Annotated in this window: 24 protein-coding genes; 14 read left to right on the forward strand and 10 right to left on the reverse strand. The window is 68.1% G+C overall.

All coding sequences use genetic code 11. The annotated features are described in order from the left end of the window. Positions 1 to 130 precede the first annotated feature (130 nt). A complete protein-coding gene (locus ACZ5KW_RS03945) occupies positions 131 to 631 on the reverse strand; it encodes an ACT domain-containing protein (RefSeq protein WP_343778399.1) in 501 nt (166 codons plus the stop codon). 89 nt (positions 632 to 720) lie between these two features. Then, positions 721 to 1,191, reverse strand: coding sequence for a histidine kinase (locus ACZ5KW_RS03950; RefSeq protein WP_343778397.1), 471 nt, complete (start codon positions 1,189 to 1,191; stop codon positions 721 to 723). A gap of 184 nt (positions 1,192 to 1,375) precedes the next feature. On the opposite strand from ACZ5KW_RS03950, the gene ACZ5KW_RS03955 reads away from it, so the two are divergent. Further along, entirely contained in the window at positions 1,376 to 3,583 is a 2,208-nt protein-coding gene (locus ACZ5KW_RS03955; RefSeq protein ID WP_343778395.1) for an ATP-dependent DNA helicase, read from the forward strand. A gap of 29 nt (positions 3,584 to 3,612) precedes the next feature. Here the strand turns inward: ACZ5KW_RS03955 and ACZ5KW_RS03960 are convergent, their stop codons facing one another. Both ACZ5KW_RS03960 and ACZ5KW_RS03965 read right to left on the reverse strand, forming a co-directional pair. After that, positions 3,613 to 3,972 carry a DUF7473 family protein gene (locus ACZ5KW_RS03960; protein WP_343778394.1) on the reverse strand — a complete coding sequence of 120 codons (360 nt, stop codon included), beginning with the start codon at positions 3,970 to 3,972 and terminating at the stop codon, positions 3,613 to 3,615. Positions 3,973 to 4,089: 117 nt separating this feature from the next. Beyond that, entirely contained in the window at positions 4,090 to 4,650 is a 561-nt protein-coding gene (locus ACZ5KW_RS03965) for a TATA-box-binding protein (protein ID WP_343778393.1), read from the reverse strand. An 84-nt stretch (positions 4,651 to 4,734) separates the two neighbouring features. Between ACZ5KW_RS03965 and ACZ5KW_RS03970 the strand changes: the two genes are divergently transcribed. The 3 genes from ACZ5KW_RS03970 to rpiA all read left to right on the forward strand — a co-directional run bounded on the left by ACZ5KW_RS03970 (position 4,735) and on the right by rpiA (position 7,881). Continuing rightward, entirely contained in the window at positions 4,735 to 5,805 is a 1,071-nt protein-coding gene (locus ACZ5KW_RS03970) for a THUMP domain-containing protein (protein WP_343778392.1), read from the forward strand. Between the two features lie 105 nt (positions 5,806 to 5,910). Continuing rightward, complete coding sequence (locus tag ACZ5KW_RS03975) at positions 5,911 to 7,035, forward strand: ORC1-type DNA replication protein (RefSeq protein ID WP_343778390.1); 1,125 nt, start codon at positions 5,911 to 5,913, stop codon at positions 7,033 to 7,035. A 114-nt stretch (positions 7,036 to 7,149) separates the two neighbouring features. Next, positions 7,150 to 7,881, forward strand: a complete 732-nt coding sequence (rpiA, locus tag ACZ5KW_RS03980) for a ribose-5-phosphate isomerase RpiA (RefSeq protein WP_343778388.1) — start codon at positions 7,150 to 7,152, stop codon at positions 7,879 to 7,881. A gap of 96 nt (positions 7,882 to 7,977) precedes the next feature. Here rpiA and ACZ5KW_RS03985 read toward each other — a convergent pair whose 3' ends face one another. Continuing rightward, positions 7,978 to 8,145 (reverse strand): DUF1931 family protein, encoded by a 168-nt coding sequence (locus ACZ5KW_RS03985; RefSeq protein WP_004047560.1) that lies wholly within the window; start codon positions 8,143 to 8,145, stop codon positions 7,978 to 7,980. Positions 8,146 to 8,422: 277 nt separating this feature from the next. Here ACZ5KW_RS03985 and larB point away from each other — a divergent pair, with 277 nt between their 5' ends. The 3 genes from larB (at position 8,423) to ACZ5KW_RS04000 (ending at position 9,943) form a co-directional block, all read left to right on the forward strand. Then, positions 8,423 to 9,178, forward strand: a complete 756-nt coding sequence (gene larB / locus ACZ5KW_RS03990; protein WP_343778386.1) for a nickel pincer cofactor biosynthesis protein LarB — start codon at positions 8,423 to 8,425, stop codon at positions 9,176 to 9,178. A 170-nt stretch (positions 9,179 to 9,348) separates the two neighbouring features. Beyond that, positions 9,349 to 9,501: a DUF7563 family protein gene (locus ACZ5KW_RS03995; protein WP_343778384.1), complete on the forward strand. Its 153-nt coding sequence runs from the start codon at positions 9,349 to 9,351 to the stop codon at positions 9,499 to 9,501. 187 nt (positions 9,502 to 9,688) lie between these two features. Then, positions 9,689 to 9,943 (forward strand): GIY-YIG nuclease family protein, encoded by a 255-nt coding sequence (locus ACZ5KW_RS04000; RefSeq protein ID WP_343778382.1) that lies wholly within the window; start codon positions 9,689 to 9,691, stop codon positions 9,941 to 9,943. A 34-nt stretch (positions 9,944 to 9,977) separates the two neighbouring features. On the opposite strand, the gene hisG is transcribed toward ACZ5KW_RS04000, so the two are convergent. Further along, the gene (gene hisG, locus ACZ5KW_RS04005; protein ID WP_343778380.1) at positions 9,978 to 10,868 is read right to left on the reverse strand and encodes an ATP phosphoribosyltransferase; all 891 of its coding nucleotides are present in this window, start codon (positions 10,866 to 10,868) and stop codon (positions 9,978 to 9,980) included. 65 nt (positions 10,869 to 10,933) lie between these two features. After that, a complete protein-coding gene (locus ACZ5KW_RS04010; RefSeq protein ID WP_343778378.1) occupies positions 10,934 to 11,341 on the reverse strand; it encodes a hypothetical protein in 408 nt (135 codons plus the stop codon). 171 nt (positions 11,342 to 11,512) lie between these two features. Here ACZ5KW_RS04010 and uvrB point away from each other — a divergent pair, with 171 nt between their 5' ends. The 5 genes from uvrB (at position 11,513) to ACZ5KW_RS04035 (ending at position 18,116) form a co-directional block, all read left to right on the forward strand. Then, complete coding sequence (gene uvrB, locus ACZ5KW_RS04015) at positions 11,513 to 13,567, forward strand: excinuclease ABC subunit UvrB (protein ID WP_343778376.1); 2,055 nt, start codon at positions 11,513 to 11,515, stop codon at positions 13,565 to 13,567. Between the two features lie 87 nt (positions 13,568 to 13,654). Continuing rightward, complete coding sequence (locus tag ACZ5KW_RS04020; protein ID WP_343778374.1) at positions 13,655 to 14,185, forward strand: hypothetical protein; 531 nt, start codon at positions 13,655 to 13,657, stop codon at positions 14,183 to 14,185. 77 nt (positions 14,186 to 14,262) lie between these two features. Beyond that, positions 14,263 to 14,856, forward strand: a complete 594-nt coding sequence (locus ACZ5KW_RS04025; RefSeq protein WP_371152118.1) for a hypothetical protein — start codon at positions 14,263 to 14,265, stop codon at positions 14,854 to 14,856. Positions 14,857 to 15,396: 540 nt separating this feature from the next. After that, a complete protein-coding gene (locus tag ACZ5KW_RS04030) occupies positions 15,397 to 16,425 on the forward strand; it encodes a ribonucleotide-diphosphate reductase subunit beta (RefSeq protein ID WP_343776228.1) in 1,029 nt (342 codons plus the stop codon). Between the two features lie 2 nt (positions 16,426 to 16,427). Continuing rightward, positions 16,428 to 18,116 (forward strand): ribonucleoside-diphosphate reductase subunit alpha, encoded by a 1,689-nt coding sequence (locus tag ACZ5KW_RS04035; protein ID WP_343776227.1) that lies wholly within the window; start codon positions 16,428 to 16,430, stop codon positions 18,114 to 18,116. A gap of 106 nt (positions 18,117 to 18,222) precedes the next feature. Here ACZ5KW_RS04035 and ACZ5KW_RS04040 read toward each other — a convergent pair whose 3' ends face one another. Next, the gene (locus ACZ5KW_RS04040) at positions 18,223 to 19,443 is read right to left on the reverse strand and encodes an SPFH domain-containing protein (protein ID WP_343776225.1); all 1,221 of its coding nucleotides are present in this window, start codon (positions 19,441 to 19,443) and stop codon (positions 18,223 to 18,225) included. A gap of 186 nt (positions 19,444 to 19,629) precedes the next feature. Between ACZ5KW_RS04040 and ACZ5KW_RS04045 the strand changes: the two genes are divergently transcribed. Next, positions 19,630 to 20,934 (forward strand): O-acetylhomoserine aminocarboxypropyltransferase/cysteine synthase family protein, encoded by a 1,305-nt coding sequence (locus ACZ5KW_RS04045; protein WP_343776223.1) that lies wholly within the window; start codon positions 19,630 to 19,632, stop codon positions 20,932 to 20,934. 209 nt (positions 20,935 to 21,143) lie between these two features. Continuing rightward, positions 21,144 to 21,584, forward strand: a complete 441-nt coding sequence (locus ACZ5KW_RS04050; protein ID WP_343776221.1) for a DUF7344 domain-containing protein — start codon at positions 21,144 to 21,146, stop codon at positions 21,582 to 21,584. A 268-nt stretch (positions 21,585 to 21,852) separates the two neighbouring features. On the opposite strand, the gene ACZ5KW_RS04055 is transcribed toward ACZ5KW_RS04050, so the two are convergent. Then, complete coding sequence (locus ACZ5KW_RS04055) at positions 21,853 to 22,992, reverse strand: aminopeptidase (RefSeq protein ID WP_343776219.1); 1,140 nt, start codon at positions 22,990 to 22,992, stop codon at positions 21,853 to 21,855. A 405-nt stretch (positions 22,993 to 23,397) separates the two neighbouring features. Beyond that, complete coding sequence (locus ACZ5KW_RS04060) at positions 23,398 to 23,871, reverse strand: hypothetical protein (RefSeq protein ID WP_343776218.1); 474 nt, start codon at positions 23,869 to 23,871, stop codon at positions 23,398 to 23,400. Between the last annotated feature and the right edge of the window lie 20 nt (positions 23,872 to 23,891).

A 23,891-nucleotide genomic window follows, 5' to 3' on the forward strand; every position in this document is an offset into this window, starting at 1 on the left:
CGTTCGCCGGGCCGGCGCGATTGATCGACGGGTGAAACTGATCGATGCGTTCGTGACCGAGCCTTTCGCACCCGATTTCTCGCCGCTGGCGACCGGCGGTCTCGTTCGCACGGACTCGTCGGTCGGGAAGTCAAAACCCCACGCGTCGGACGTAGTCGAGGTCGCGGATCTCCACGAGCAGGTCGCCCCGCAGGTCCGCGTCGGTGATCACGTACAGCTTCGGATCGTCGGTGAACTCCGGGTCCTCGCTCAGCACCTGCCGGATCGAGACGCCGTGGTCGGCCAGGATACCGGTCACCTCAGCGACGATGCCGGCCTCGTCGGCGGCCGCGACCTCGATCGTCAGCACCGTCAGGTCCAAGACGGGAGCCAGGTCCATCAGGCTCGGCACCGACGAGATGTTGGTGAAGATGCGTTTCAGTTCGGGGTCCTCGAGGATCGCGTCGGTCGTCGAGTCGACGACGCGCCGGTCGACGTCGAGTTCGCGCGCGATCCCGGTGTAGGGGATCTCGATCCCGCCGGAGACGACCCGTCCCTCCTCGTTGACGGAGAAGCCGCGCTCTAAGAACAGTCGGATGACGGCCTGTTGGCTCGGTGACCCCTCGAACTTCTCGAGGATCTCGTCGAACATGCTCTCATCGATGGTCGCCGGGGGGATTAAAAAGCGGGGTGCCGCGCCGGCGTCGGTTCGCCGCCGCGCCGTCAGTTCGCTACCGGGGGTCAGTTCGCCACCGCGGCGTACGCGCCGCCGAGAACGATGCCGTAGACGACGTGGCCGACGAGGCTCTCGACGCCGACGTTCGGGAGCGGCGGCGCGCCCGGGAACCCGACGGCACCCAGCCAGATCGGCATCGCGATCACCGCGAGCGCGACCCAGACGAGCAGGCCGTACCCTGCGCCGACGCCGAGGCTCGCTCCGATCGACTCGCTCAGTTCGGGCCGCAGGTCCACGATCCCGGCGAAGGCGACGCCGAGGACCGCCCCGTGACCCATGTGGATCGCCCAGCCGACGGCGCCGGCGGGACCGCCGACGCCGTACATCGCCGGAATCGCCATCTCGAGGACGCCCGGCGTCAGCGCCGACATCATCGCGCCGAAGACGAGCGCTCCCGCGAGTCCGCCGACGACGCCCGCCTTCCAGTCTCCGGTTTCGGTCGATACGTCCGTCGCTGTCGCGGTTTCGGTTGCCATGCGTACACTACCCACACCCAACAACCGGTAATAACTGCCGGCAAAGTGCGTAGCGGGCGCACACTCCCGGAACGTATATACATATTGAAACTAGCTGCGGCGGCCGACGCCGCCGCCCGCGTCGCTCGACCACTTCCGCCCCGCCACCCGACTCCTTTTGCCCGGTGGCGCCGAACCCCACCCCGTGTCAGAGTCGTCGCATCTCCGGTTCTTCCCCTACGAGGAGCCGTACCCGAACCAGCGCGAGGCGATGGACAGGGTCGCCAACGCGTTAGACCGGGGACAGGACGTGCTGTTCGAGGGCGCGCCCGGGACGGGGAAGACGCTCTCCGCGCTCGTGCCCGCCTTGGAGCACGCCCGCGAGCACGACCGGACCGTCGTCATCACGACGAACGTCCACCAGCAGATGCGGCAGTTCGTCGAGGACGCCCGCGCGATCACGAGAGAGGAGCCGATCCGAGCGGTCGTGTTCAAGGGGAAGTCGTCGATGTGTCACATCGACGTGGACTACCAGGAGTGTCAGACCCTCCGTGACACCACGCGCGAGATGGTCGAGACCGAAAACGAGGTCCGCGAACTGGAGGCGCGCCAGCGCGAGCTGCTCGCCGAGAGCCGCGACGGCGACGCGGGCGCGGCCGAGGCCCGCGAGGCGATCATGGACGAGCTGGACGAGTTGGAGGCGGAGGTCGACGAGTACGAGGCCGCCAACGTCTGCGCGCACTACCGCAACAACCTCACCCGCGACACGGAGGAGTTCTTCGGGTGGCTCTTCGAGGACGTCCGGACGCCCGAGGACGTGTACGCGTACGCCGACGAGCGCGAGCTGTGCGGCTACGAGCTGCTGAAAGAGGGGATGGAGGGGGTCGACCTGGTCGTCTGTAACTACCACCACCTGCTCGATCCGAACATCCGCGAGCAGTTCTTCCGCTGGATCGACCGCGACCCCTCCGAGATAATCACCGTGTTCGACGAGGCGCACAACATCGAGGACGCCGCCCGGGATCACGCCACCCGAACCCTCACCGAGAACACCCTCGACGCCGCGCTCGACGAGCTGGCCGACAGCGACGACTCACGCGCCGAGCCCGCCGAGAACGTCCTCCGCGCCTTCCGCGACGCCCTCGTCGAGACGTACGAGGACGGGCTCGGCTTCGGCGGCGCCGAGTCGGTGACGGAGAACTGGGAGGACGTGTCCATCGCCAACGACGACCGCCGCGACGACCTCACGCTGGCGTTCCTCCGCAACTACGAGGGACGCGGGATCGACACCGAGACCGAGCTCGCCGTCCAGCTCGGCCAGGCGATAGACGAGGAGTACGAGCGCCGCTACCGCGACGGGGAGGCGACGAGCCGCTCGGAGTCGCAGACGCTCGCCGCCGCCCGGTTCGTCTCGACGTGGGTCGAGGACGGCACCGAGTTCGGCCAGTACCCGGTGGTCTCGGTCCGGCGCGACGCCGGCACCGGCGAGGCCTACGGCCGCGCGGAGCTGTACACCTGCATCCCTCGAAACGTCACCAGCGAGCTGTTCGACGAGGTGGCCGCGTCGGTCCTGATGAGCGCGACGCTGCGCCCGTTCGACGTGACCGAGGACGTGCTCGGGCTGGAGGACGTCGCGTCGATGGCCTACGAGATGGGCTACCCCGAGGCGAACCGGCGCACGTTCGCCGCCGACGTGCCGCCGCTTTTCGCCTCCGAGCGCAACGACCCCGAGACGCAGGACGCGGTGGCGTCGCTGCTCCGCGACGCGATCCGATTCACGCCGGGCAACACGCTCGCCTTCTTCCCGTCGTACGCGGAAGCCGAGCGCTACCACGAACGGCTCGCGGGGACCGGTGGCGCGGGAGCGTCGCCGACCGGCGGCGACCCCGACCTCGGCCCGATCCACCTCGACGGTCCGGGGACCGACGAGGAGCGACTCCGCAGCGAGTTCGTCGACGCCGACGACGCCGCGCTGTTCACCTCGTTGTGGGGAACGCTCGCCGAGGGGGTGAGCTTCGACGGCGACGACGCCCGCACGGTGGTCGTGGTGGGCGTGCCGTACCCGCACCTCTCGGACCGCACCGAGGCGGTCCAGGACGCGTACGACCGCGCGTTCGCCGACCGCGACAGCGCCCGCGACCCGGGGTGGCTCTACGCGGTCGAGATCCCGACGATCCGCAAGACCCGGCAGGCGCTGGGTCGCGTAATCCGCGGTCCGGAGGACTTCGGCGTCCGGATCCTCGCCGACCGGCGCTACACGACCGCAGACATGGGGAAGTACTCGGTCCGCTCCGCCTTCCCGCCCGAGGAGCGGGCGGAACTGCTCGACATCGACCCCGCGAAGCTGAAGTTCGCGATGCTGAACTTCTATCAGGACCACGACGCGTACGACGGGCCGCCCCCGTCGCCGTGAGAGGGGGGCGAGGGCTTCGCTCGGTGGGTCTATCCCGGCATCGACGCGAGGAGGATCGAGGCCAAAAGCAGGACCCCGACGAGCAGCGTCGTGACCACGCCGTGGATCAACGTCATCGCGGCCACGACCCGCCGCGGCTGCTCGTAGCTCCACCAGAACATCGTCCCGTCGACGAGGAGCGCCGCGAGGAGGATGAGCGCGCCGGGGGCGTCGAACGCGTTCCCGACGACGCTGATCACCGCCGGGAGCGGGCCGACGTAGAGGGCACGGCGCGGGTCGGCGTCACCGAGGACGTTCCGGGCAGCGATGTGCGCGGTCAGAGAGAGGAACAGCGCCAACAGGACGGTCGTCCCGAGCACGGAGACCGGCGTCACCGTCTGTAAGAGCATAGCGACCCTACGAGGTGAAGGGTAAAAGTGGTCGCGGAACGCCGCCGTCGGTCGGGCGCTCGGGTCGCCGCGGCGGACCGGTCCGGGCTCGCTGCGGCCGAACAGTCCGAGCCAGATTCAGCCGAGCAGTCCGAGCCCGTTCAGCTCCTCGACGATCACGTCGACCGCGGCCTCGGCGTCGGCCGGGCTGGTGCCGCCGGTGACGACGACCTTCCCGCTGCCGAACAGGAGGGCGACGACCTCCGGCTCGTCGAGCCGGTAGACGAGCCCCGGGAACTGCTCCGGCTCGTACTCGATGTGTTCCAACCCGAGGCCGATCGCGATCGCGTTCAGGTTCAGGCTCTCGCTGAGGTCGGCCGAGGTGACGATGTTCTGGACCGTGACCTCCGGGTCCTCGATCGGGATCTGGAGCGCGCGAAGCTCCTCGAAGACGATGTCGAGGCTCTCGTGGACCGCCTCGATCGAGTTCGCGCCGGTACAGACGATCTTCCCCGACCGGAAGATCAGCGCGGCCGACTTCGGGTCCGTGGTGCGGTAGACGAGGCCGGGGAACTGCTCTGGGTCGTAGTCGGCGCCCTCGAGGTCCATCGCGACGCTCTGGAGATCGAGCTCCTGTCCGATCCCCGTGGAGGCAACGACGTTCTCTACGGTGATCGTCTCCTTCGGGTCGGCCGTCATTACATCATTTCTCGCCCGAACGCCGTAAAAAGGTGATTGCTCGGAACCGCCACGCTATTCACCTCGCCGCGCGGAGCCGTCGGCGTGTACTGGCTCGAACTCGCCGGCGAGACCGACGCCTTCGCCGCCCGCGAGGCCGCGACCGCGACGACCGGCGTCGACCTCCTGGCCCCCGGGATCGCGCGCACCGGCGCGGTCGACCGGCCGCACGCCCGCCGGCTCGCGTACACCCGCGCCGCCCACGAGGCGGTCGCCCGGACCGACGCCGACGTCGACGCCGCGGCCGCCGCGCTCCGGGCCGCGCCGCTCGACCGGTCCGGGAGCGTCGCGGTCCGCGCTCGGAACGTCCGGGCGACGGCCGACGTCTCCACCGGCGACGCCGAGCGCGAACTCGGCGGCGTCCTCGTCGACCGCGGGTTCGACGTCGACCTCGACGACCCCGACCACGTCCTCCGCGCGCTCTTCTCCGCCGGACCGCGCGCCGAACACGACGCGGTGGCCGGCGCCGACGGCGGCGACGCCGACTGCTGCGCGCTCGGCTGGGTCGCGGTCGAGGCCGCCCGCGACTTCGCGCCCAAGCCGACCGACCGCCCGTTCTTCCAGCCGGGGAGCATGGCCCCGGCGGACGCGCGCGCTTACGCTAACCTCGCCGGCGCCGCTCCGGGCCGGACCCTGCTCGATCCGATGTGCGGCACCGGCGGCCTGCCGCTCGAGGCCGGGCTCGTCGGCGCCGACGCCGTCGCCTGCGACGCGCAGGCGAAGATGGTCCGCGGCGCGCGAGAGAACTTCCGCGCGTACCTGGGCGACGCCGGCACCGGCGGGGCGCCCGACTGGCACGTCGCGCGCGGCGACGCGACCGCGCTCCCCCTCGCCGACGACGCCGTCGACGGGGTCGCGTTCGACGCTCCGTACGGTCGGCAGTCGAAGATCGCGCGCCACGAGCTCGCGGACTTGGTCGCCGGCGCGCTCGACGAGGCCGCCCGGGTCGCGCCGCGCGCCGTGTTGGTCGCCGACCGCGACTGGCGCGGTCCAGCCCGCGAGGCCGGTTGGATCGTCGACGCGGCGTTCGAGCGCCGGGTTCACCGGTCGCTGACGCGCCACGTGCTGGTGTTGCGCCGCGCCGATTCCGAGGCGGTTCGGCCGGACCGAGAGTGAACGACCGATCGGCGGAATCGCCCCGAGCGAGCGCTCACGGGACAAGTTTCAGTTTCGCCCCGGCGCCGGGCAACGGTTAAGTGCGCGGCCTCTCGTGGTACTCGCATGACCGGGGACGCCGGAGACATGCTCTCGTGGGACGAGTCCGTGTTCCGCGACGAGTCGGTGTTCGAGATCGACCACGTCCCCGAGACGTTCCGCCACCGCGAGAGCCAACTGGAGAGCCTCAAGTACGCGCTCCGCCCGGCCGTCCGCGGCTCCCGCCCGCTCAACACGGTCGTCCGCGGACCGCCGGGGACGGGCAAGACCACCGCGGTGCAGAAGCTGTTCGGCGAACTCGGCGCCCGGACCGAGGTGCGGACGGTCCGCGTCAACTGTCAGGTCGACTCGACGCGCTACGCGGTGTTCTCCCGACTGTTCGAGGGCATCTTCGAGTACGAACCGCCCTCCTCCGGGATCTCCTTCAAGAAGCTGTTCGGCCAGATAACCGACCGGCTCGTCGAGGAGGACGAGGTTCTCGTCGTCGCCTTAGACGACGTGAACTACCTCTTCTACGAGAACGAGGCGTCCGACACGCTCTACTCGCTGCTGCGCGCCCACGAGGCGCACTCCGGCGCGAAGATCGGCGTGATCGTCGTCTCCTCGGACCTCGGGCTCGACGTGATCGACGACCTCGACACCCGGGTCCAGTCCGTCTTCCGGCCCGAGGAGGTGTACTTTCCCGTCTACGACGCCACGGAGATATACGACATCCTCGCCGAGCGCGCCAAGCGCGGCTTCCACGACGGCGTCATCGGCGACGGCGAGTTGGAGCGCGTCGCCGACCTCACCGCCGACAGCGGCGACCTCCGCGTCGGGATCGATCTCCTCCGCCGCGCCGGGCTCAACGCCGAGATGCGCGCCTCGAAGACGGTCTCCGAGGAGGACGTCGAGTCCGCCTACGACAAGTCGAAGCACGTCCACCTCTCGCGGTCGCTGCGCGGGCTCTCCGACTCCGAGCGCGACCTCGTCCGCGTCCTCGCCGAGCACGACGGCGAGCGGGCCGGCGCGGTGTACGACGCCTTCAACGACGAGACCGGGCTCGGCTACACCCGCTACTCGGAGATCATCAACAAGCTCGACCAGCTCGGCGTCATCGACGCGGAGTACGCGGACGTCGACGGCCGCGGGCGCTCCCGCGAACTCTCCCTCGCCTACGACGCGGAGGCCGTGGTGGACCGACTGGAGTGAGCCGGCCTTTCGGCCCGTCTCGTTCCGCTCCGTCCCCGCCCCCTTGCCCATCTCCGCTCGCCTCCTCTATCGGTCCCCGACGCCTTTTCATCGGCTCCCCACGCATCGGATTCCATGAAGACGAGCGGCGGGAGCGACGAGGCGAAGCGACGCGCCGGCGAGTCGGCGGTCGAGGCCGTGACCGACGGCGAGGTGGTCGGTCTGGGGACCGGATCGACGGCGGCACACGCGATCCGTCGGCTCGGTGACCGGATCGACGCCGGCCTCGACGCCCGCGGCGTCCCCACCTCCTTCGCGAGCCGCGAACTCGCGGTCGAGAACGGGATCCCCTGTCTCGACCTCCCCGAGGCGATCGGTCCCGACGGCCCGGGGATCGACCTCGCGGTCGACGGTGCGGATCAGGTGGCGACGGGCGAAGGTCCCGCGGACGCCGTGGCGGGCGGCGCCCTGATCAAAGGCGGCGGCGCGGCCCACGCCCGCGAGAAGCTCGTCGACGCCGCGGCCGACCGCTTCCTCGTCGTCGCCGACCCCTCGAAGGAGTCGCCGCGGCTGGACCGGTCGGTCCCGGTCGAGGTGTTACCGGCCGGGCGGACCGCCGTCGCCGAGGCGCTCCGGGAGCTCGGCGGCGAACCGACGCTGCGACGCGCGGAGCGCAAGGACGGTCCAGTGGTGACCGACAACGGGAACCTCGTGGTCGACTGCGCGTTCGGCGCGATCGACGCGCCGGCGTCGCTGGCGGCGTCGCTGGCGTCGATCCCCGGCGTCGTCGAACACGGGCTTTTCGTGGGCCTCGCCGACGAGGTCCACGTCGGCACCGAGTCCGGCGTTCGCGTCGACGCCGTCTGATCCGGTACAGCGGTACGCTCCGGCAAAAAACCGCGAGACGGCGCCGCGGCTAGTCGGTCGAGTCGTCGAAATAAAACGGACGGAAACGAGTCCGTCTTAGAGGTCGCGAGGCTGGACCGTCTTCCGGTCGTTAGCCTCGGCGCGGCGCGCGGCGTCTTCGAGCAGCTCGTCCACTTCGTCGTCCAGCGCGTCGTAGAAGTCCGAAGCGACGTTCTTGTCGTCCAGGGCTTCCTTGACGGCCGCTTTGACAATGAGGTCTGCCATGCGATCGGGCCTACCCGGTGGTGGTTAATAAGAGTTCCTGAATTCGCCCGCGAGGGGCGCCGTGACGCCGGTTCGCGGGGGGTTGCGAACACAAGGGCTTATAAATCTTGTGAGATTCGGGCCCTCGCGCCGACCCGAACGCGACCCCGAACGCGACTGGATCGGGAGACACGTCGGACGCGTGGCGGTCGCGCCCGCGGTTCGCCGCCGTCGCGCGCGGCGCGCTCCCGGACGCCGAACCGACAGCTACGACCGGCTCCGCGGTCGACGGTCGCCCATGCGAGAGACGTTAGCGGCGCTCGAAGCGGGCGACATCGGCGTCGAGGAGGCGGAGTCGCGGCTCGCGGGCTACGCGACGACCGAGGCCGGGCGGTTCGACGCCGCCCGCGAGCGACGGCGCGGGATTCCGGAGGCGATCCTCGCGGAGGGGAAGACCCCGGCGGAGGTCGCCGCGCTGGCGACGACGGCGGTCGAGACAACGGGCCGGGCCTTGGTGACGCGCGCGGACGAGGCGACCGCGTCGGCGGTCGCCGACCTCGACGCGGACGCGACGGTCGACCGCGACGACCGGACGCGGACCGTCGTCGCGCACGCCGCCGACTTCGCTCCCCCGGCGCTCGACGCGTCGGTCGCGGTCGTGGCTGCCGGCACCGCCGACGCGCCGGTCGCGGGCGAGGCGGCGGTCGTCGCCGGCGAAATCGGGGCGACGGTCGATAGGATCGACGACGTGGGCGTCGCGAACCTCGACCGGATCCTCGACCAGGCCGACCGGATACGCGGGGCCGACGCCGTCGTCGTCGCGGCGGGCCGGGAGGGCGCCCTCCCGACGGTCGTCGCCGGACTCGTCGACGTGCCCGTGATCGCTCTCCCCGTCTCGACCGGCTACGGCGTCGGCGGAGAAGGGGTCGCGGCCCTCCACGGCGCGCTTCAGTCGTGTTCCGTGCTCACGACCGTCAACGTCGACGCCGGGTTCGTCGCCGGCGCGCAGGCCGGGCTGATCGCCCGCGCGGTCGACGCGGCCCGCGCCGACTGACCGGCTCGACACACTCCCGTCGACGACCCCGATCGACCCCGACTGCGCCCCGCCGTCCCCGTCGATCTCGCGATCCGGCCGAACGACCGAATACCGGTAGCCGACGGGGTCGAGAAAGGGTATTTGTTCGTCGAGTTCGTATGGTAGTTGCCGGCGTACGTCGGCATCACATGCCACGCTGTGACCACTGCGAGTCGCACGTCTCCGACCGCTTCGCTCGCGTGTTCGCGGACGAACACGGCGCCCTGAACGCGTGCCCGAAGTGCTCCGCGAACGCGGGCATCGCCGAGGTGTCTCGCGAACGGACGCGAACCGGAGACTGATCGGTGACACGCCGATCGAAATTCGACCGACGTCGATAGCGACTGCCCCGCCTCCAACCGGGAAATTCGTGCGGTGACGGCCCGGTCAGCGAGCGCGCCAGCGACCCGACTACCGGCCGAGTTCGCGGGGCCTTTCGGCACGGAGCGTATCCGTACGCACTTGACGCTCGCGCTCGCACGGCGTCTCGTGGCCGACCACCACGTGTACGTCATCGAGTGCGCCGACGGCACCCTCTACACCGGGTACACGACCGACGTCGAGCGACGCGTCGCGGAACACGACGCCGGGGAGGGCGCGAAGTACACTCGGGGTCGAACCCCGGTGACGCTGCGACACGTCGAGTCGTTCGGCTCGAAGTCGGCGGCGATGTCGCGGGAACACGCGATCAAGTCGCTGTCCCGCGCGCAGAAGGAGCAACTGATCGACGGCGACGACGACTAGGAGGGTTGGCGACGGCGACGACCGACTCGCCGAGTCACTCGACGAGTCGCTCGATCTCCGTGACGAGGATACCGGTCGCGCCCACCGAGCGCAGCTCCGAGATGGTCTCGAAGACGTCGCGCTCGTCGACGACCGCGTGGACCGCCACCATCCCGTTGCCGTCCTCGTCGGCCTCGACGTCCATCACGGTCGGGCCGCCGAGCCCGGGGATCACGTCTTTCACCTCGTCGAGCCGGTCCTTCGGCGCGTTCATCATCAGGTAGCGGCGGCCGTCCGCGGCGAGGACGGACTCGAAGGCGGTCATCACCTGCTCGACCTTCGGGTCGTCGACGACGTCGGGGCGGGCGAACAGCCGCACCGAGGAGTCGAGCACGCCGTCGATCACCGCCAGCCGGTTCACCTTCAGCGTCGTCCCCGTCGAGGTGATGTCGACGATGGCGTCGGCCATGTCGACGTGCGGGGTCAGCTCCGTCGCGCCGGTCACAGTGACCACGTCGGCGTCGACGCCCACGCGGTCGAGGTAGTCGCGGGTGACGTTCGGGAACTCGGTGGCGATGGTTCGTCCCTCCAAGTCCTCGACGGCGGACACGTCGCCGTCCTCGGGGGCCGCGAGGACGAGCCGACAGGAGCCGTAGCCCAAATCGAGCAGGTCCACGAGGTCGTCGTCGCCCGCCGCGGCCGCGTCGTCGACGACCCCGCCCGACTCGGCGGCCTGGTCGAGGCCGGTGACGCCGAGGTCCGCGGCGCCGTCGCGGACGTACTCGGGGATGTCGGCCGCCCGCGCGAACAGCACCGTCACGTCCTCGTCGACGGTGTCGGCGTACAGCTGTCGGTCGGCGGTCTCCTCGACGTGGAGTCCCGCGCGCTCCAAGAGAGAGAGCGTCGGCTCGTGCAGGCGGCCCTTGTTGGGGACGGCGATGCGCATACGGGGAGCGTCGCGGGGATAGGGGGAAACGTTTTCGTCCGGTGGCCGGGGGTCGGACGGCCGGTTCACCCGCCGGCGGACCCGCCCTCTGGCGCGTCGCACCTCGTCTGGACCACCCCGTACCCGACGGGGAGACAGCAGACGAACGCGACCGGCCACGTCGCCAACTGTGCGGCCGGATCGGGCGAGGACACGAGGCTCCCGACGACCAGGCCGCCGAGGCCGGCGACGACGACGACGGCGGCGGCCCGCTCCGGTCGGGTGGCGGGGCGTTCTCGGGCCCGTCCGCGACGAAACCACAGGAGATAATAGAGCAGCACGACTCCCGAAAGCGGCGCGAGCACGGCCCACAGCGCCGGGTGCGCGCTCCCGTGAGCACGCGCGTCGAAGGCGACCCAGACGACGGACGCGATCCAGACGAACGCGAGGAGGGCCGCGCCGACCGCGACGGCGGGCGTGAGGGCGGGGAACACGCCCGGGCGTTCCGCCGGGTCGACTATCAGCCTTCTCCCCGTGCGGCCCGTCTAGCCGACCGGTCCGGGCGGCGAGGCCGTCCCGCGTCGACGCCTCGCTCGCCGAGTCCGGTCCGCGTCGGTCGCGCGCGCCGCGCCGCTCAAGTGCCTCGCCGCCCAACGACGCGTATCGTGAGCGACGCCGACTCCCCCCTCTCGGAGGACCGCCCGACCGTCGACCGCCCCCTCCGCGTCGACGCCCCGTTCGAGCCCGCGGGCGACCAGCCCGAGGCCATCGAGGGGTTAGTCGAGGGGTACGAGTCGGGCGCGGAAAAGCAGACGCTGCTCGGGGTGACGGGCTCCGGGAAGACGAACACCGTCTCGTGGGTCGCCGAGGAGTTAGACCAGCCGACGCTCGTACTGGCCCACAACAAGACGCTCGCGGCCCAGCTGTACGAGGAGTTCCGCGAGCTGTTCCCGGACAACGCCGTCGAGTACTTCGTCTCCTACTACGACTACTACCAGCCGGAGGCGTACGTCGAGCAGACGGACACGTTCATCGACAAGGAGATGTCGATAAACGAGGAGATCGACCGGCTGCGCCACTCCGCGACGCGCTCGCTGTTGACCCGCGACGACGTGATCGTGGTCGCCTCCGTCTCGGCCATCTACGGGCTCGGGGATCCCCAGAACTACCGCGACATGGCGCTGCGCTTGGAGGTCGGCGAGCAGATCGGCCGCGAGGAGCTGCTGACCCGGCTCGTCGACCTGAACTACGAGCGCAACGACGTGGACTTCACGCAGGGCACCTTCCGCGTCCGCGGCGACACCGTCGAAATCTACCCGATGTACGGGCGCTACGCGGTGCGCGTGGAGCTGTGGGGCGACGAGATAGACCGGATGATCAAGGTCGACCCGATGCACGGCGAGGTCGTCTCGGAGGAGCCCGCGGTCATGCTCCACCCGGCGGAACACTACTCGATCCCCGACGACAAACTGGAGCAGGCGGTCGCGGAGATCGAGGACCTGATGGAGAAGCGCGTCAGCTACTTCGAGCGACAGGGCGACCTCGTGGCCGCCCAGCGCATCGAGGAGCGCACCACCTTCGACTTAGAGATGCTGCGCGAGGCGGGCTACTGTTCCGGGATCGAGAACTACTCGGTCCACATGGACGACCGCGAGTCGGGCGACGCCCCGTACACCCTGCTCGACTACTTCCCCGACGACTTCCTCACCGTCGTCGACGAGTCCCACCAGACGATCCCCCAGATCAAAGGCCAGTACGAGGGGGACAAATCCCGGAAGGACTCGCTGGTCGAGAACGGGTTCCGGCTGCCGACCGCCTACGACAACCGGCCGCTCACCTTCGAGGAGTTCGAGGAGAAGACGGACCGCACCCTCTACGTCTCCGCGACGCCGAGCGACTACGAGCGCGAGACCTCCGACCGGATCGTCGAACAGATCGTCCGCCCGACGCACCTCGTCGACCCGAAGGTCGAGGTGACGGGCGCGACGGGACAGGTCGACGACCTTCTCGACCGCGTCGACGAGCGGATCGAGCGCGACGAGCGTGTCCTCGTCACCACGCTCACGAAGCGGATGGCCGAGGACCTGACCGAGTACCTCGAGGAGGCCGGCGTCGACGTGGCGTACATGCACGACGAGACGGACACCCTCGAACGCCACGAGATCATCCGCGACCTCCGCTTAGGCAACATCGACGTGCTCGTCGGAATTAACCTGCTGCGCGAGGGGCTCGACATCCCCGAGGTGAGCCTCGTCGCCATTCTCGACGCCGACCAGGAGGGATTCCTCCGCTCGACCACGACGCTCGTCCAGACGATGGGGCGGGCCGCGCGCAACGTCAACGGCGAGGTCGTCCTCTACGCCGACGAGGTGACCGACTCGATGCGGGAAGCGATCGACGAGACCCAGCGCCGCCGCGAGATCCAGCTCGAATACAACGAGGAACACGGCTACGAGGCGACCACCATCGACAAGCCGGTCAGCGAGACGAACCTCCCGGGATCGAAGACCGACACCTCGAACGTGAGCGTCGGCGACGTGGAGAGCGAAGACGAGGCGAAAGCGCAGATCGAGGCGCTCGAAGACCGCATGGACGAGGCCGCGAACAACCTCGAGTTCGAGCTGGCCGCCGACATCCGCGACCGGATCGCGGAGCTCCGCCGCGCGTTCGAGCTCGACGCGGGCGACCAGGGCGTTCCGGCGCCCGCGATGGACGAGTAGCGGGCCGCGGACCGCGAGCCGCTCCGATTCTCAGTCCGCGTCACTGCGACGGCGGGGTTTTTACCTCAGTGTGTCACACTCGAGGTCGTGTACCGTCGCGCGGTGGTCGCCGGGGCGTTCGCCGTCGCCACCGCCGGGTGTATCGATCGCCTCCACGACGTGGCCGCCTCCACCCCACGCGACCTCGGCGTGCGGAGCCGGTTCGTCGACGGGAATCCGTTGGTCGACGCCCAGAGCGTCCTCAACCGCCCCGAAGAGCTGCTGACCCACGCGGCCTCCTACCGGTCCGCCGCGGCGGCTCGCGGCGCACTCAAAGCGGACGCGACCGAGAGCCGGCGGTTCGTCGAGCGCACCGAGTTCGCCGACGACGGCGGCGACGCGGTCCTCGTGGTCGCACAGCGGCTCACCGCGCCGGCGGTCACGCTCCGACTCGGCGGGATCAGCCGCACGGGCGACCACTCGCTCCGGATCGCCGTCGACCAGACCGGGGTCCGCGGCGAGGTCGAGACCGACGACCCGGTCGTCAAGACGCTGCTGTTGCGGCTCTCCGACGAGCGCGGGCCGCCGAAGCGGGTGACCGTCGCCCTCGGCGGTCAACGCGCCAGCGTCACGGTGTGACGGCCGGGACCGCCGAGACCGTCCGATCCCGACTCGGTCCCGCGATCGTTTTGTGGCCGGGCCGCGTCCGACCGTCCATGTCACTCCGCAGCCGTCTCGTCGGATCGGCCCTCCTCGTCGTCGGCGTCGCCGCGTTCGGGCTGGCCGGAACGGTCGCGCCCGGCTTCGTCCCCTCGTCGTCGTCGGCCGACGGAATCGCGTTCGTCGCCCCTTCGCCCGTCTCGCTTTACGCGGCCCCCGCGCTCCTCGCGGTCGGGTCGGTCCTGCTCGTCGGCGGCGCGGCCGCCGCGGGCGGCACCGACCGCTCCGCACGCGCCGCGCTGGTCGCGCCCGCGCTCGGCGCCGTCGCCGCGCTCGCGTTCGGCGTCGGTCTCGCCCTCGCACCCGCGTCGGTCCCCGAGATGGCGGCGAACCCGGCGACGCGGGCGGCCCTCGTTTCCGGGATGCCGGCCCCGATCGTCGCCGGCGCGGTCGTCGGCGGGGCCGTGGCCCCCGTGGTTCAGGCGACGGTCACGGAGGACACCCTGACGCTCCTCGCCGGCTCGGCCCTGTTGCTCGCGGCGCTCGCGGCGGGGGCGTCAGACCCCGTCCCACTGGTCACCGGCGGGGTCGGCGGCGCGGTCGCCGTCGGTGTCCTCTGGGCGGTCGACCCCGACCGCTGGCGTCCCTGAGTTCGGGCCCCGATCGGCCGCCCGCCGATCAGTTCCCCGGCCGCTCGCTTTCGGTCTCCAACTCGATGTCGCGGTCCGCCTCGCGGGTCGCTTTTTTCGGGCGAGGTCGACGTTGTCCGAGTCTCACGTCCTGTCCGTCTCTCGTTCGCGTCCGGATCCCGGTCCGCGCTTCTCGCCGAACTGCTCGGCGGAGTCCTCGCAGTCGGACTAGGTGGGGGTTTGACGCCGCCAGTTGGGCACTGTCGCGACCACCCGTAACCGGAAATCACCGGCGCAGTCCCCGCCTCGGCACCGCCCGTTCGTGGATCGGAGGAACGTCTCCGCTCTCCCAATATGAAAGTGAGCTTGTCATACTACAATCTTGTTGGTAATACTTATCCCAGTGGAGTCTGTGAGGTCCGATACGGTTCACACGGCTACACTCACGTTACGCTGTAAGACCGTCTCCCGAGCGACACGACTGCGGTCGGACCCACCAGACTGGGACCAGAGAGCGGCAGCGGCAATCCAACGCAATCGGTCACGTTCGAGATGACCAAGATGAGTGAAAGCGAAAACGCAACCACGAACGCGAGTACAGGCGCAGACAGAGAGACGGACATCTTCTCGGAGCGAAGACAGCTGAAGCCCTACGAGTACAGCGAGTTTCTCGACTACGTCGAGGCGATCCGGAACAGCTACTGGGTACACACGGAGTTCAACTTCGACGGAGACGTCCAGGACTTCAAGGTCAACACGACTCCCGCTGAGCAGACCGTCATCAAGCGGACGATGTTGGCTATCGCGCAGATCGAGGTACAGGTGAAGACGTTCTGGTCGGACATCTACGCGGAGATGCCCAAAGCCGAGGTCGGGAACGTGGGGATGACCTTCGCGGAAAGCGAGGTGCGGCACATGGACGCCTACAGTCACCTCCTCGACGTGTTAGGAATCACGGACGACTTCGAGCAGGTGACCGAGGAACCGGCGATGAAAGAGCGGATCGAGTATCTCGACGAGTACTTGGAAAAGAGCGAGAGCGACGACGAACGGGAGTACGTGATGAGCATCCTGCTTTTCAGTACGTTCGTCGAACACGTGTCGCTGTTCAGCCAGTTCCTCATCATGACGAGCTTCGACAAGCACGAAAAGAAGTTCAAGGGAATCGCGAACGCCGTCGAAGCGACCAGCAAGGAGGAGCAGATCCACGGGCTGTTCGGGGTCGAGCTGGTGGAGACGATCAGAGAGGAGAACCCGGACCTCTTCGACGACGACTTCGAGGAAGACGTCCGAGAAGCCTGTCAGCAGGCCTACGAGGCAGAGACGGAGATCCTGGACTGGATATTCGATGACGGCGAACTGGAGTTCCTGCCCAGGGCGCACGTCGACGCGTTTCTGCGAGACCGGTTCAATCAAAGCCTGGAAAACGTCGGCGTGGAACCGATATTCGAGACGGACGACGACCTCCTTGAGGAGACGCGCTGGTTCGATGAGGACATCATGATGACGAAGGATAACGACTTCTTCAGCAAGCGGTCGACCACGTACAACAAACACACGCAGAGCGTTACCGCCGAGGACATGTTCTAACAATGGCACAAACGGCACTCGAAAGCGTTGAGCAACGGCATACGGAACCGTTCTACTGGCTGAACGAGGACAGTCGGGAGTTTCTCAGAGAGGGATACCTGCTCGAGGGCGTCGAAGCGGAAGAGAGAGTCAGACAGATAGCGGAGCGCGCCGAAGAGATTCTGAGCGAGGAGGGGTTCGCGGACAGGTTCTACGAGTACATGAGCCGCGGCTTCTACAGTCTCGCCAGCCCGGTGTGGTCCAACTTCGGACTGGACAGAGGCCTTCCTATCAGCTGCTTCGGCAGCTACATGGATGATAACATAGAGAGCATCCTCTACACCCAAGCCGAGGTGGGCGAGATGACCAAGCAGGGCGGCGGCACGAGCGGGTACTTCGGTGAGCTGCGGCCGCGGGGCAGTCCGATAACGAACAACGGCAAGAGCAACGGGAGTTACAGTTTCACGGAGCTGTTCGATACGATAATCAACGTCATCAGCCAGGGCGAAACCCGGCGAGGGCAGTTCGCCGGCTACATCGACGTCGAACACGACGACCTGGAAGAATGGCTTAACATCAAAACCGAGGGTGACCCGGTACAGGACATCTACTACGGCGTCATCATCGGTGACGACTGGTTTCAGGCGATGGTCGACGGCGACGAAGAGAAGCGAGAGATCTGGGCGAATATCATCGAGACCCGGATCAACATCGGCGTCCCGTACATCATCTTCCGGGGGAACATGAACGAGGGGAAGCCGCAGGTCTACAAGGACAAGGAGTACCAGATTAACGCGTCCAACCTGTGTACCGAGATCGCGCTGCCGGCCACGGCGGACGAGAGCTTCGTCTGCTGTCTCTCGAGCATGAACGCGCTCCACTACGACGAGTGGAAGGACACCGACGCAGTGGAGACACTGACGCGGTTCCTGGACGCGGTGATGGAGGAATTCATCCAGCGCACGGAGGGAGTACGGTTCATGGAGCGGGCCGTGCGGTTCGCGAAGAGACACAGAGCGATAGGGATCGGCGTCCTCGGGTGGCACAGCTACCTCCAGCGCAACATGATCCCCTTCGACAGCATGGAGGCGATGGAGAAGAACGGGGAGCTGTTCCGGACCATCAAAGAGCGGAGCTACGAGGCGAGCGAGGCGCTCGCCGACGAGTTCGGGGAGCCGGAGGTTCTCGAGGGCTACGGCAGGCGGAACACGACGACGATGAGCGTGGCTCCGACGAAATCGAGCAGCGTCATTCTGGGTCAAGTCAGTCCGAGCATCGAGCCGCTGAAATCGAACTACTTCGTGCGAGACGGTGCGAAGCTGAAGTCGACGCAGAAGAACAGATTCCTTCAGGCGATACTGGCGGAGCGAGGCGAGGACACGCGCGACGTCTGGGACAGCATCGCGAACAAAGACGGGAGCGTTCAACATCTCGACTGTCTGACGGACGAGGAGAAAGAGGTGTTCAAGACCTTCGCCGAGATACCACAGATGGCGATCATAAACCAGGCGGCACAGAGACAGAAGTACATCGACCAAGCACAGAGCCTGAACGTCTCCATCGACCCGAGCGAAGTGAGCGTCAAGGAGATCAATCAGCTCTACATCGAAGCGTGGAGGAAAGGAGTCAAGAGCCTCTACTATCAGCACAGCGTGAACGCCGCACAGAAATTCAGTCGAGATATCCTCGAGTGTAGAGCCTGTGAGAGCTGATCGCCACTCGTAGCGGCTCGCCTCCCGCCTCAGTCACTCCGTCCCCGGCTCCGGATCGATCCCCCGGTCCGCCTCGTGGTCGACGTCCGGTAGCCGTGAGTCGGGCTTACGTCCCCGGCCGCTCGCTTTCGGTCTCCAACTCGATGTCGCGGTCCGCCTCGCGGGTCGCTTCCTCCTGTTTGGCGAGGTCGACGTTGTCCGCGTCTCGGGTCTCGTCGGTCCGGAGGTCGCTGTCGGCCACGGTGTCGAGCTGTTCGAGGGCGCTCTCGATGTCCTCTAACCCGAGCAGCTTCTCCGTCTCCTCGTCGAACTCCTTGCTGTCGAGCCCCTCCATCTGCTGGACGTCGGAGCCGGAGAGCGCCTTGCCGTAGCGGCCGACGAGGCTGGTGAGCTCCTGCGGGAGGACGAAGGTCGTGGACTCGCCCTTGCCGATCTCTTCGAGCGTTTCCATCCCGCGCTCGATGATGGCGCGCTCGCCCATCGATTCCGCGGACCGCGCCCGCAGCACGGTCGAAATCGCGTCACCCTGCGCTTCGAGGATCTGCGACTGCTTTTCACCCTGCGCGCGGATGATGTTCGACTGCTTGTCACCCTCGGCCTGCTCGACCGCGGAGCGCCGTTCCCCCTGCGCTTCGAGGATCATCGCGCGGCGGCGGCGCTCGGCGCCGGTCTGTTGCTCCATCGCGCGCTGGACCTCCTGTGACGGGCTCACCTCGCGGACCTCGACGGCCTCGACGCGGATCCCCCACTCGTCGGTGGGCTCGTCGAGCTCCTCGTTGATCCGGTTGTTGATCAGCTCCCGCTGTGAGAGCGTGTCGTCGAGTTCCATGTCGCCGATGACGGCGCGGAGGGTCGTCTGCGCGAGGTTGGAGACGGCGTTCTTGTAGTCGTCGACCTCGAGGAACGCCTTCTTGGCGTCCATCACCTTGATGTAGACGACGGCGTCGGCGGTCACCGGCGAGTTGTCCCGCGTGATCGCCGACTGGCTCGGCACGTCGATCGTCTGCGTCCGCATGTCGAACGCGTACGTCCGCGAGACGAACGGCGGAATGAGGTGAACGCCCGGCTCGAGCAATTTCCGGTACTCGCCGAAGACGGTGAGCGCCTCCTTGTCGTAGGCGTCGACGATCTCGACGGCGCTCACGACGGTGATCGCCGCCAGCAGGATCGCGAGCGCGCCGACGCCGGCAGCCAGGCTCTGGCTGAGGAGGGCGAACCCGACGAGCAGCGCGACGCCGAGCGCGAGGTACTGCCAGACCCCGTCGGGGATCTCCGCCAGCAGCTCCTCCATCTCGGTGGACTCGCCGCGGGGACCTTGTGTTCCCATACCCGAGATAGCGCCCCGACGTTGTTAACGGTTGGCACGTACACCCCCGATCGACCCGGCTCGGGCTCGCCCCGTCGGCACCGCTCGTCTCCGAAGCGCGTCCGACTCCTCGGTTCGTCTCCGAGATACCGGAAACGCACGGGAAGGCCGGTCGGCTTTAACTGCTGGGCCGCGATAGCTCGATCCATGCCATCCGACGATGGGGACGACGGCCGCCAGTTCCGCACGCGAAGCGTTCACGCGGGAGCGGACCCGGACCCGACCACCGGCGCCCGCGCGACGCCCATCTACCAGACGACCGCCTATCAGTTCGACGACGCCGACCACGCGGCCGACCTGTTCGCCTTGGAGGAGGCCGGCAACGTCTACTCCCGGCTGATGAACCCGACCAACGCCGCCCTCGAAGAGCGGATCGCCTCGCTCGAAGGCGGCGTCGGCGCGGTCGCGACCGCCTCGGGCATGGCCGCGCTCGACGTGACGACGTTCCTGCTCGCGTCCGCGGGCGACAACATCGTCACGTCCTCGGCGCTGTACGGCGGCACCTACACCTACCTCACCCACTCCGTGGAGCGCCGCGGCGTCTCGACCCGCTTCGTCGACCCGCTCGATTACGAGGGGTACGCCGAGGCCATCGACGAGGACACCGCCTACGTCCACCTGGAGACCATCGGGAACCCGGCCCTGGTCACCCCGGACATCCAGCGGATCGCGGACATCGCCCACGAGCACGGCGCCCCGCTGTTCGTCGACAACACGTTCGCGACGCCGTACCTCTGCCGGCCGCTCGAACACGGCGCCGACCTCGTCTGGGAGTCGACGACGAAGTGGCTCACCGGCAACGGCACCACCGTCGGCGGCGTCGTCGTCGACGGCGGCTCGTTCCCGTGGGCCGAGCACGCCGAGAAGTACCCGGAGATCGCACAGGACAACCCCGCGTACCACGGGATCAACTTCGCCGAGCGGTTCGGCGACGCCGCCTTCACGTTCGCGGCGATCACCCGCGGCCTGCGCGACCTGGGCGACCAGCAGTCGCCGTTCGACGCGTGGAACACTCTCCAGCAGACGGAGTCGCTCCCGCTGCGGATGGACCGCCACTGCGAGAACGCCGGCGTCGTCGCCGAGTACCTCGAAGACCACGACGAGGTCGCGTGGGTGAACTACCCCGGCTTGGAGAGCCACGAGACCCACGAGGAGGCGACGGAGTACCTCGACGGCGGCTACGGCGGGATGCTCACCTTCGGCCTCGAGGCGGGCTACGAGGCCGCGCGGGCGACCGTCGAGGAGGCGGACCTGGCCTCGCTCGTCGCGAACGTCGGCGACGCGAAGACGCTCGTCATCCACCCGGCGTCGACGACCCACCAGCAGCTGACCGAGGAGGAGCAGGAGGCCGCGGGCGTCACCGCGGACATGGTGCGCCTGTCGGTCGGTATCGAGGACCCCGCGGACATCGTCGCCGACTTGGAGGCCGCCATCGAGGCGGCGACCGCCTAGCCGCGACCCGCCCGTTTCCGACGGTGTCGGCTCCGTTGAAATCCTCGGGCACTGATAGAACCTCTGTGCGAGATACAGAGGCTGTACTCGTTAGAAGCTGGTAACCGGTTCAGAAATCGAGTCTCTCTTTCATTGGGACGTGTGATAACCGTGGACCTCGTTTTAATTTCAGATGGTATCTAAAGTGGTACTATAGTAGGACAACGGTAATGACACCTGAGATTAGTTCTCTGTTAGGAGATTCTGTGCCGACTTACAAAAAGAAACGAGATGTTGATAGGACGGAACTGTCAGAAGAGACTGTATTCACGTTGCTCTCGGCACGGCGCAGGCGAGAGATGCTCTGTATCCTCACACGGTCGGGTGGTGAGACGACTGTCGCCGATATGGTAGCGGAAGTTGCCCATAGAGAACACGGCAAGGAGGCTAACGCGGCCAAGCGAAAGGCGATATACGTATCCCTACATCAAACACACATCCCGAAATTCGTGGAGGCGGAGGTATTAGAGCACGACGTGGCGAATCGGACCATTCGCCTCATCGGTCTTTGGAAGCAACTGTACGCCTATCTTGAATTCGACCCGCTGGAAACAAAACAGGGGCTATTATCTCGGATGTTTCGACCGAAGACCGGTAGAGCGGCGGACTAACTCTTTCTTACTCCTGTCGATGGATGGGGGGCTCTATTCATCAAAAACGCAAGCAATTATGCCGAACAATGCTGTTGACGCAGGGATTGACGGCGTCCAGTAACTGTGAGCGGTTCGTATCGCATGAATACACATTTTTGATTTCGGGCTGTCTTGATGCGAGATACGCGCTCTCCATTCAGCACGCCTCCAAGAGCATCTCACCAGTTGCGGATTTCAACGGAGCCGACGGTCCCTCGTTCTCTCGCCGAGCTATCGTCCTCCCGACCTACGCCTCGAACCCGTCTTCCCACCGGAACGTCCCGTTCCGCTGGACGACCTCGCCGTCGACTTCCATCCGGGAGTCGGCGCTCACGTCCGTGATCATGTCGACGTGGACCGCGCTGTCGTTGCCGGACTCGCCCTCGGGCAGGCAGGCGTCGTAGGCGCGACCGACCGCGAGGTGGACGGTGTCGCCCATCTTCTCGTCGAAGAGGATCGAGTCGGTGAAGCGGTCGATGCCGCGGTTCATCCCGATACCGAGTTCGCCCAGCCGCCGGGCGCCCTCGTCGGTGTCGAGGACGTCCGCGAGCGCTTCCTCGCCCGACTCCGCGGCGAAGTCGACGACCTCGCCGTCCTCGAAGGTGAGGTGGACGTTCCGGACGCGCGTCGCCTCGATGGTCATCGGCACGTCGAAGAACACCTCGCCCTCGGTGTCGTACGGCGCGGTGAACACCTCGCCGGAGGGCAGGTTATGCGAGTCGTAGGCGACGGAGGCCGCGGAGTTCACGGCTGTGCGGCCCGCGATCGACATCGTCACGTCGGTGTCGGGCGCGTCGTCGCGCTCGGTGACGATACGGACCTCCTCGCCGGCGTCGAGGACCTCTTTCATCTGGGCCATCTCCTCGGCGAGCGCCTCCCAGTCGCGGAGGACGGCGTCGTAGACGAAGTTCTCGTACTCCTCGTAGGCCATCCCCGCCTGCTGGGCGAGGCTCCGGGTGGGGTGGACCGTCGACACCCAGTCGGTGTCCATCCGCGCCTCGCGGACGCCCTGCCGCGCCTTCGCGTACGCCTGCCGCGTCGGACGGTCGACGTCGGCGGTCGCGGTGGTGTTGCGTCCGCCGCCGATCTGGAGGTAGGCGTCGGCCGCCTCGAAGAGCGCGCGGTCGACGGCGGGGTCGGAATCGAAGTCGTCGACGTCGACGTCGCCGTCGGTTCCGGCCTCGACGCCCTTCAGGTAGGCCCGGGAGAGTTCGTCGGAGCCGTACAGCGTCGTGACGTTCGCCCCGCGCTCGCCGAGCGCCGCGGCGACCGCGACGCCGAGCTCGTGGGTGTCCTCCGCGACGCTGACGACCACGTCGTCGCCGGCCTCGACCCGCGCGCTCCAGTCGACGAGCACCTCGGCGTGCTCGCGTACGCGTTCGTCCATTACACTGTGTGTCGTAGCGGAGCGGTAAATCGGTGCCGAGACGAGGATTATCTATTAGCTGTCGACGACGCGGTGGTCGCTCATTTCTAAATGGTCACTCGCAGGTCGGCCGAGAACTCCGCCAAAGCCCCAGTCGGGAGGCGGGCGCAGGCGACGTAAGCACCGCAAGGAGCGAACGAAGTGAGCGACTGAGGAGCGCAGCGAGCGTGCGCCCGCCTCCCGACTGCCCCTTTGAGTCCCACCCCGCACCGCACAGCACCTCACGCATCCCCAGCCTCGTCGCTGGCGGCTGGCGCCGCCAGCGACTCCCTCGCGCGTGCGACTCGCGGCCGCTGGGGGCGGCCGCTCGCCGGCACCCGCCGCCGCGTGTCGTTCAACTCCCCTCGTCGAGGGACGCCGAGGCCGTCACCCGGGCTCTCCGCGAACGGCCTCGAAGAGCCCGACCGCGAGCAGCGCGACGCCGACGGCCCCGGCTCCGAGCTTCGCAAGCCCCATCGCGGCCGGCCTCGGTCGGCCCCCCGAGTACGTCCCGAGGACCCTGTACGACTCCCCGTCGACGCGCAGGTTGGCGACCCCGCTGAGCCGGTCCGCGCAGTTGGTCTCGCCGAGCGCCCACTCTCCAGAGGCCGACGTGCGCTCGACGAGGATGTCGTGCGATTCCGGGGCGATCCGGTACCCCCGAATCGAGACGTTATTGCCGTCCGCGAGGGCGACCGCGGTGTCGGCGCACCGCGCGGGGAGGTCGGTGGCGTTCACGGTCGGATGTTGGTCGAGTCCCGGTCCCGCGTGGTACGTCGCCTGCCAGCGAAAGACGCCCACGTCTGCGATCAGGACGAGCAGCAGGAGGGCGCCCGGGACGACGAGGAGCCTGCGGTCCATCGCGCCGGGCGGATAGCTTC

The organism is Halorubrum ejinorense (assembly GCF_055389685.1).

Excerpts from the sequence above, each read along its gene's own strand:
- ACZ5KW_RS04030 (WP_343776228.1), top strand. The coding sequence starts at position 15,397 with ATGAGTGAAAGCGAAAACGCAACCACGAACGCGAGTACAGGCGCAGAC.
- ACZ5KW_RS03985 (WP_004047560.1), bottom strand. The coding sequence starts at position 8,145 with ATGGCAGACCTCATTGTCAAAGCGGCCGTCAAGGAAGCCCTGGACGAC.
- ACZ5KW_RS04055 (WP_343776219.1), bottom strand. The coding sequence starts at position 22,992 with ATGGACGAACGCGTACGCGAGCACGCCGAGGTGCTCGTCGACTGGAGC.
- ACZ5KW_RS04025 (WP_371152118.1), top strand. The coding sequence starts at position 14,263 with ATGTCACTCCGCAGCCGTCTCGTCGGATCGGCCCTCCTCGTCGTCGGC.
- ACZ5KW_RS04035 (WP_343776227.1), top strand. The coding sequence starts at position 16,428 with ATGGCACAAACGGCACTCGAAAGCGTTGAGCAACGGCATACGGAACCG.
- ACZ5KW_RS03995 (WP_343778384.1), top strand. The coding sequence starts at position 9,349 with ATGCCACGCTGTGACCACTGCGAGTCGCACGTCTCCGACCGCTTCGCT.
- rpiA (WP_343778388.1), top strand. The coding sequence starts at position 7,150 with ATGAAGACGAGCGGCGGGAGCGACGAGGCGAAGCGACGCGCCGGCGAG.
- ACZ5KW_RS03965 (WP_343778393.1), bottom strand. The coding sequence starts at position 4,650 with ATGACGGCCGACCCGAAGGAGACGATCACCGTAGAGAACGTCGTTGCC.
- ACZ5KW_RS04045 (WP_343776223.1), top strand. The coding sequence starts at position 19,630 with ATGCCATCCGACGATGGGGACGACGGCCGCCAGTTCCGCACGCGAAGC.
- ACZ5KW_RS03950 (WP_343778397.1), bottom strand. The coding sequence starts at position 1,191 with ATGGCAACCGAAACCGCGACAGCGACGGACGTATCGACCGAAACCGGA.
- larB (WP_343778386.1), top strand. The coding sequence starts at position 8,423 with ATGCGAGAGACGTTAGCGGCGCTCGAAGCGGGCGACATCGGCGTCGAG.
- hisG (WP_343778380.1), bottom strand. The coding sequence starts at position 10,868 with ATGCGCATCGCCGTCCCCAACAAGGGCCGCCTGCACGAGCCGACGCTC.
- ACZ5KW_RS04060 (WP_343776218.1), bottom strand. The coding sequence starts at position 23,871 with ATGGACCGCAGGCTCCTCGTCGTCCCGGGCGCCCTCCTGCTGCTCGTC.
- ACZ5KW_RS03960 (WP_343778394.1), bottom strand. The coding sequence starts at position 3,972 with ATGCTCTTACAGACGGTGACGCCGGTCTCCGTGCTCGGGACGACCGTC.
- ACZ5KW_RS03945 (WP_343778399.1), bottom strand. The coding sequence starts at position 631 with ATGTTCGACGAGATCCTCGAGAAGTTCGAGGGGTCACCGAGCCAACAG.
- ACZ5KW_RS03975 (WP_343778390.1), top strand. The coding sequence starts at position 5,911 with ATGACCGGGGACGCCGGAGACATGCTCTCGTGGGACGAGTCCGTGTTC.
- ACZ5KW_RS04040 (WP_343776225.1), bottom strand. The coding sequence starts at position 19,443 with ATGGGAACACAAGGTCCCCGCGGCGAGTCCACCGAGATGGAGGAGCTG.
- ACZ5KW_RS04050 (WP_343776221.1), top strand. The coding sequence starts at position 21,144 with ATGACACCTGAGATTAGTTCTCTGTTAGGAGATTCTGTGCCGACTTAC.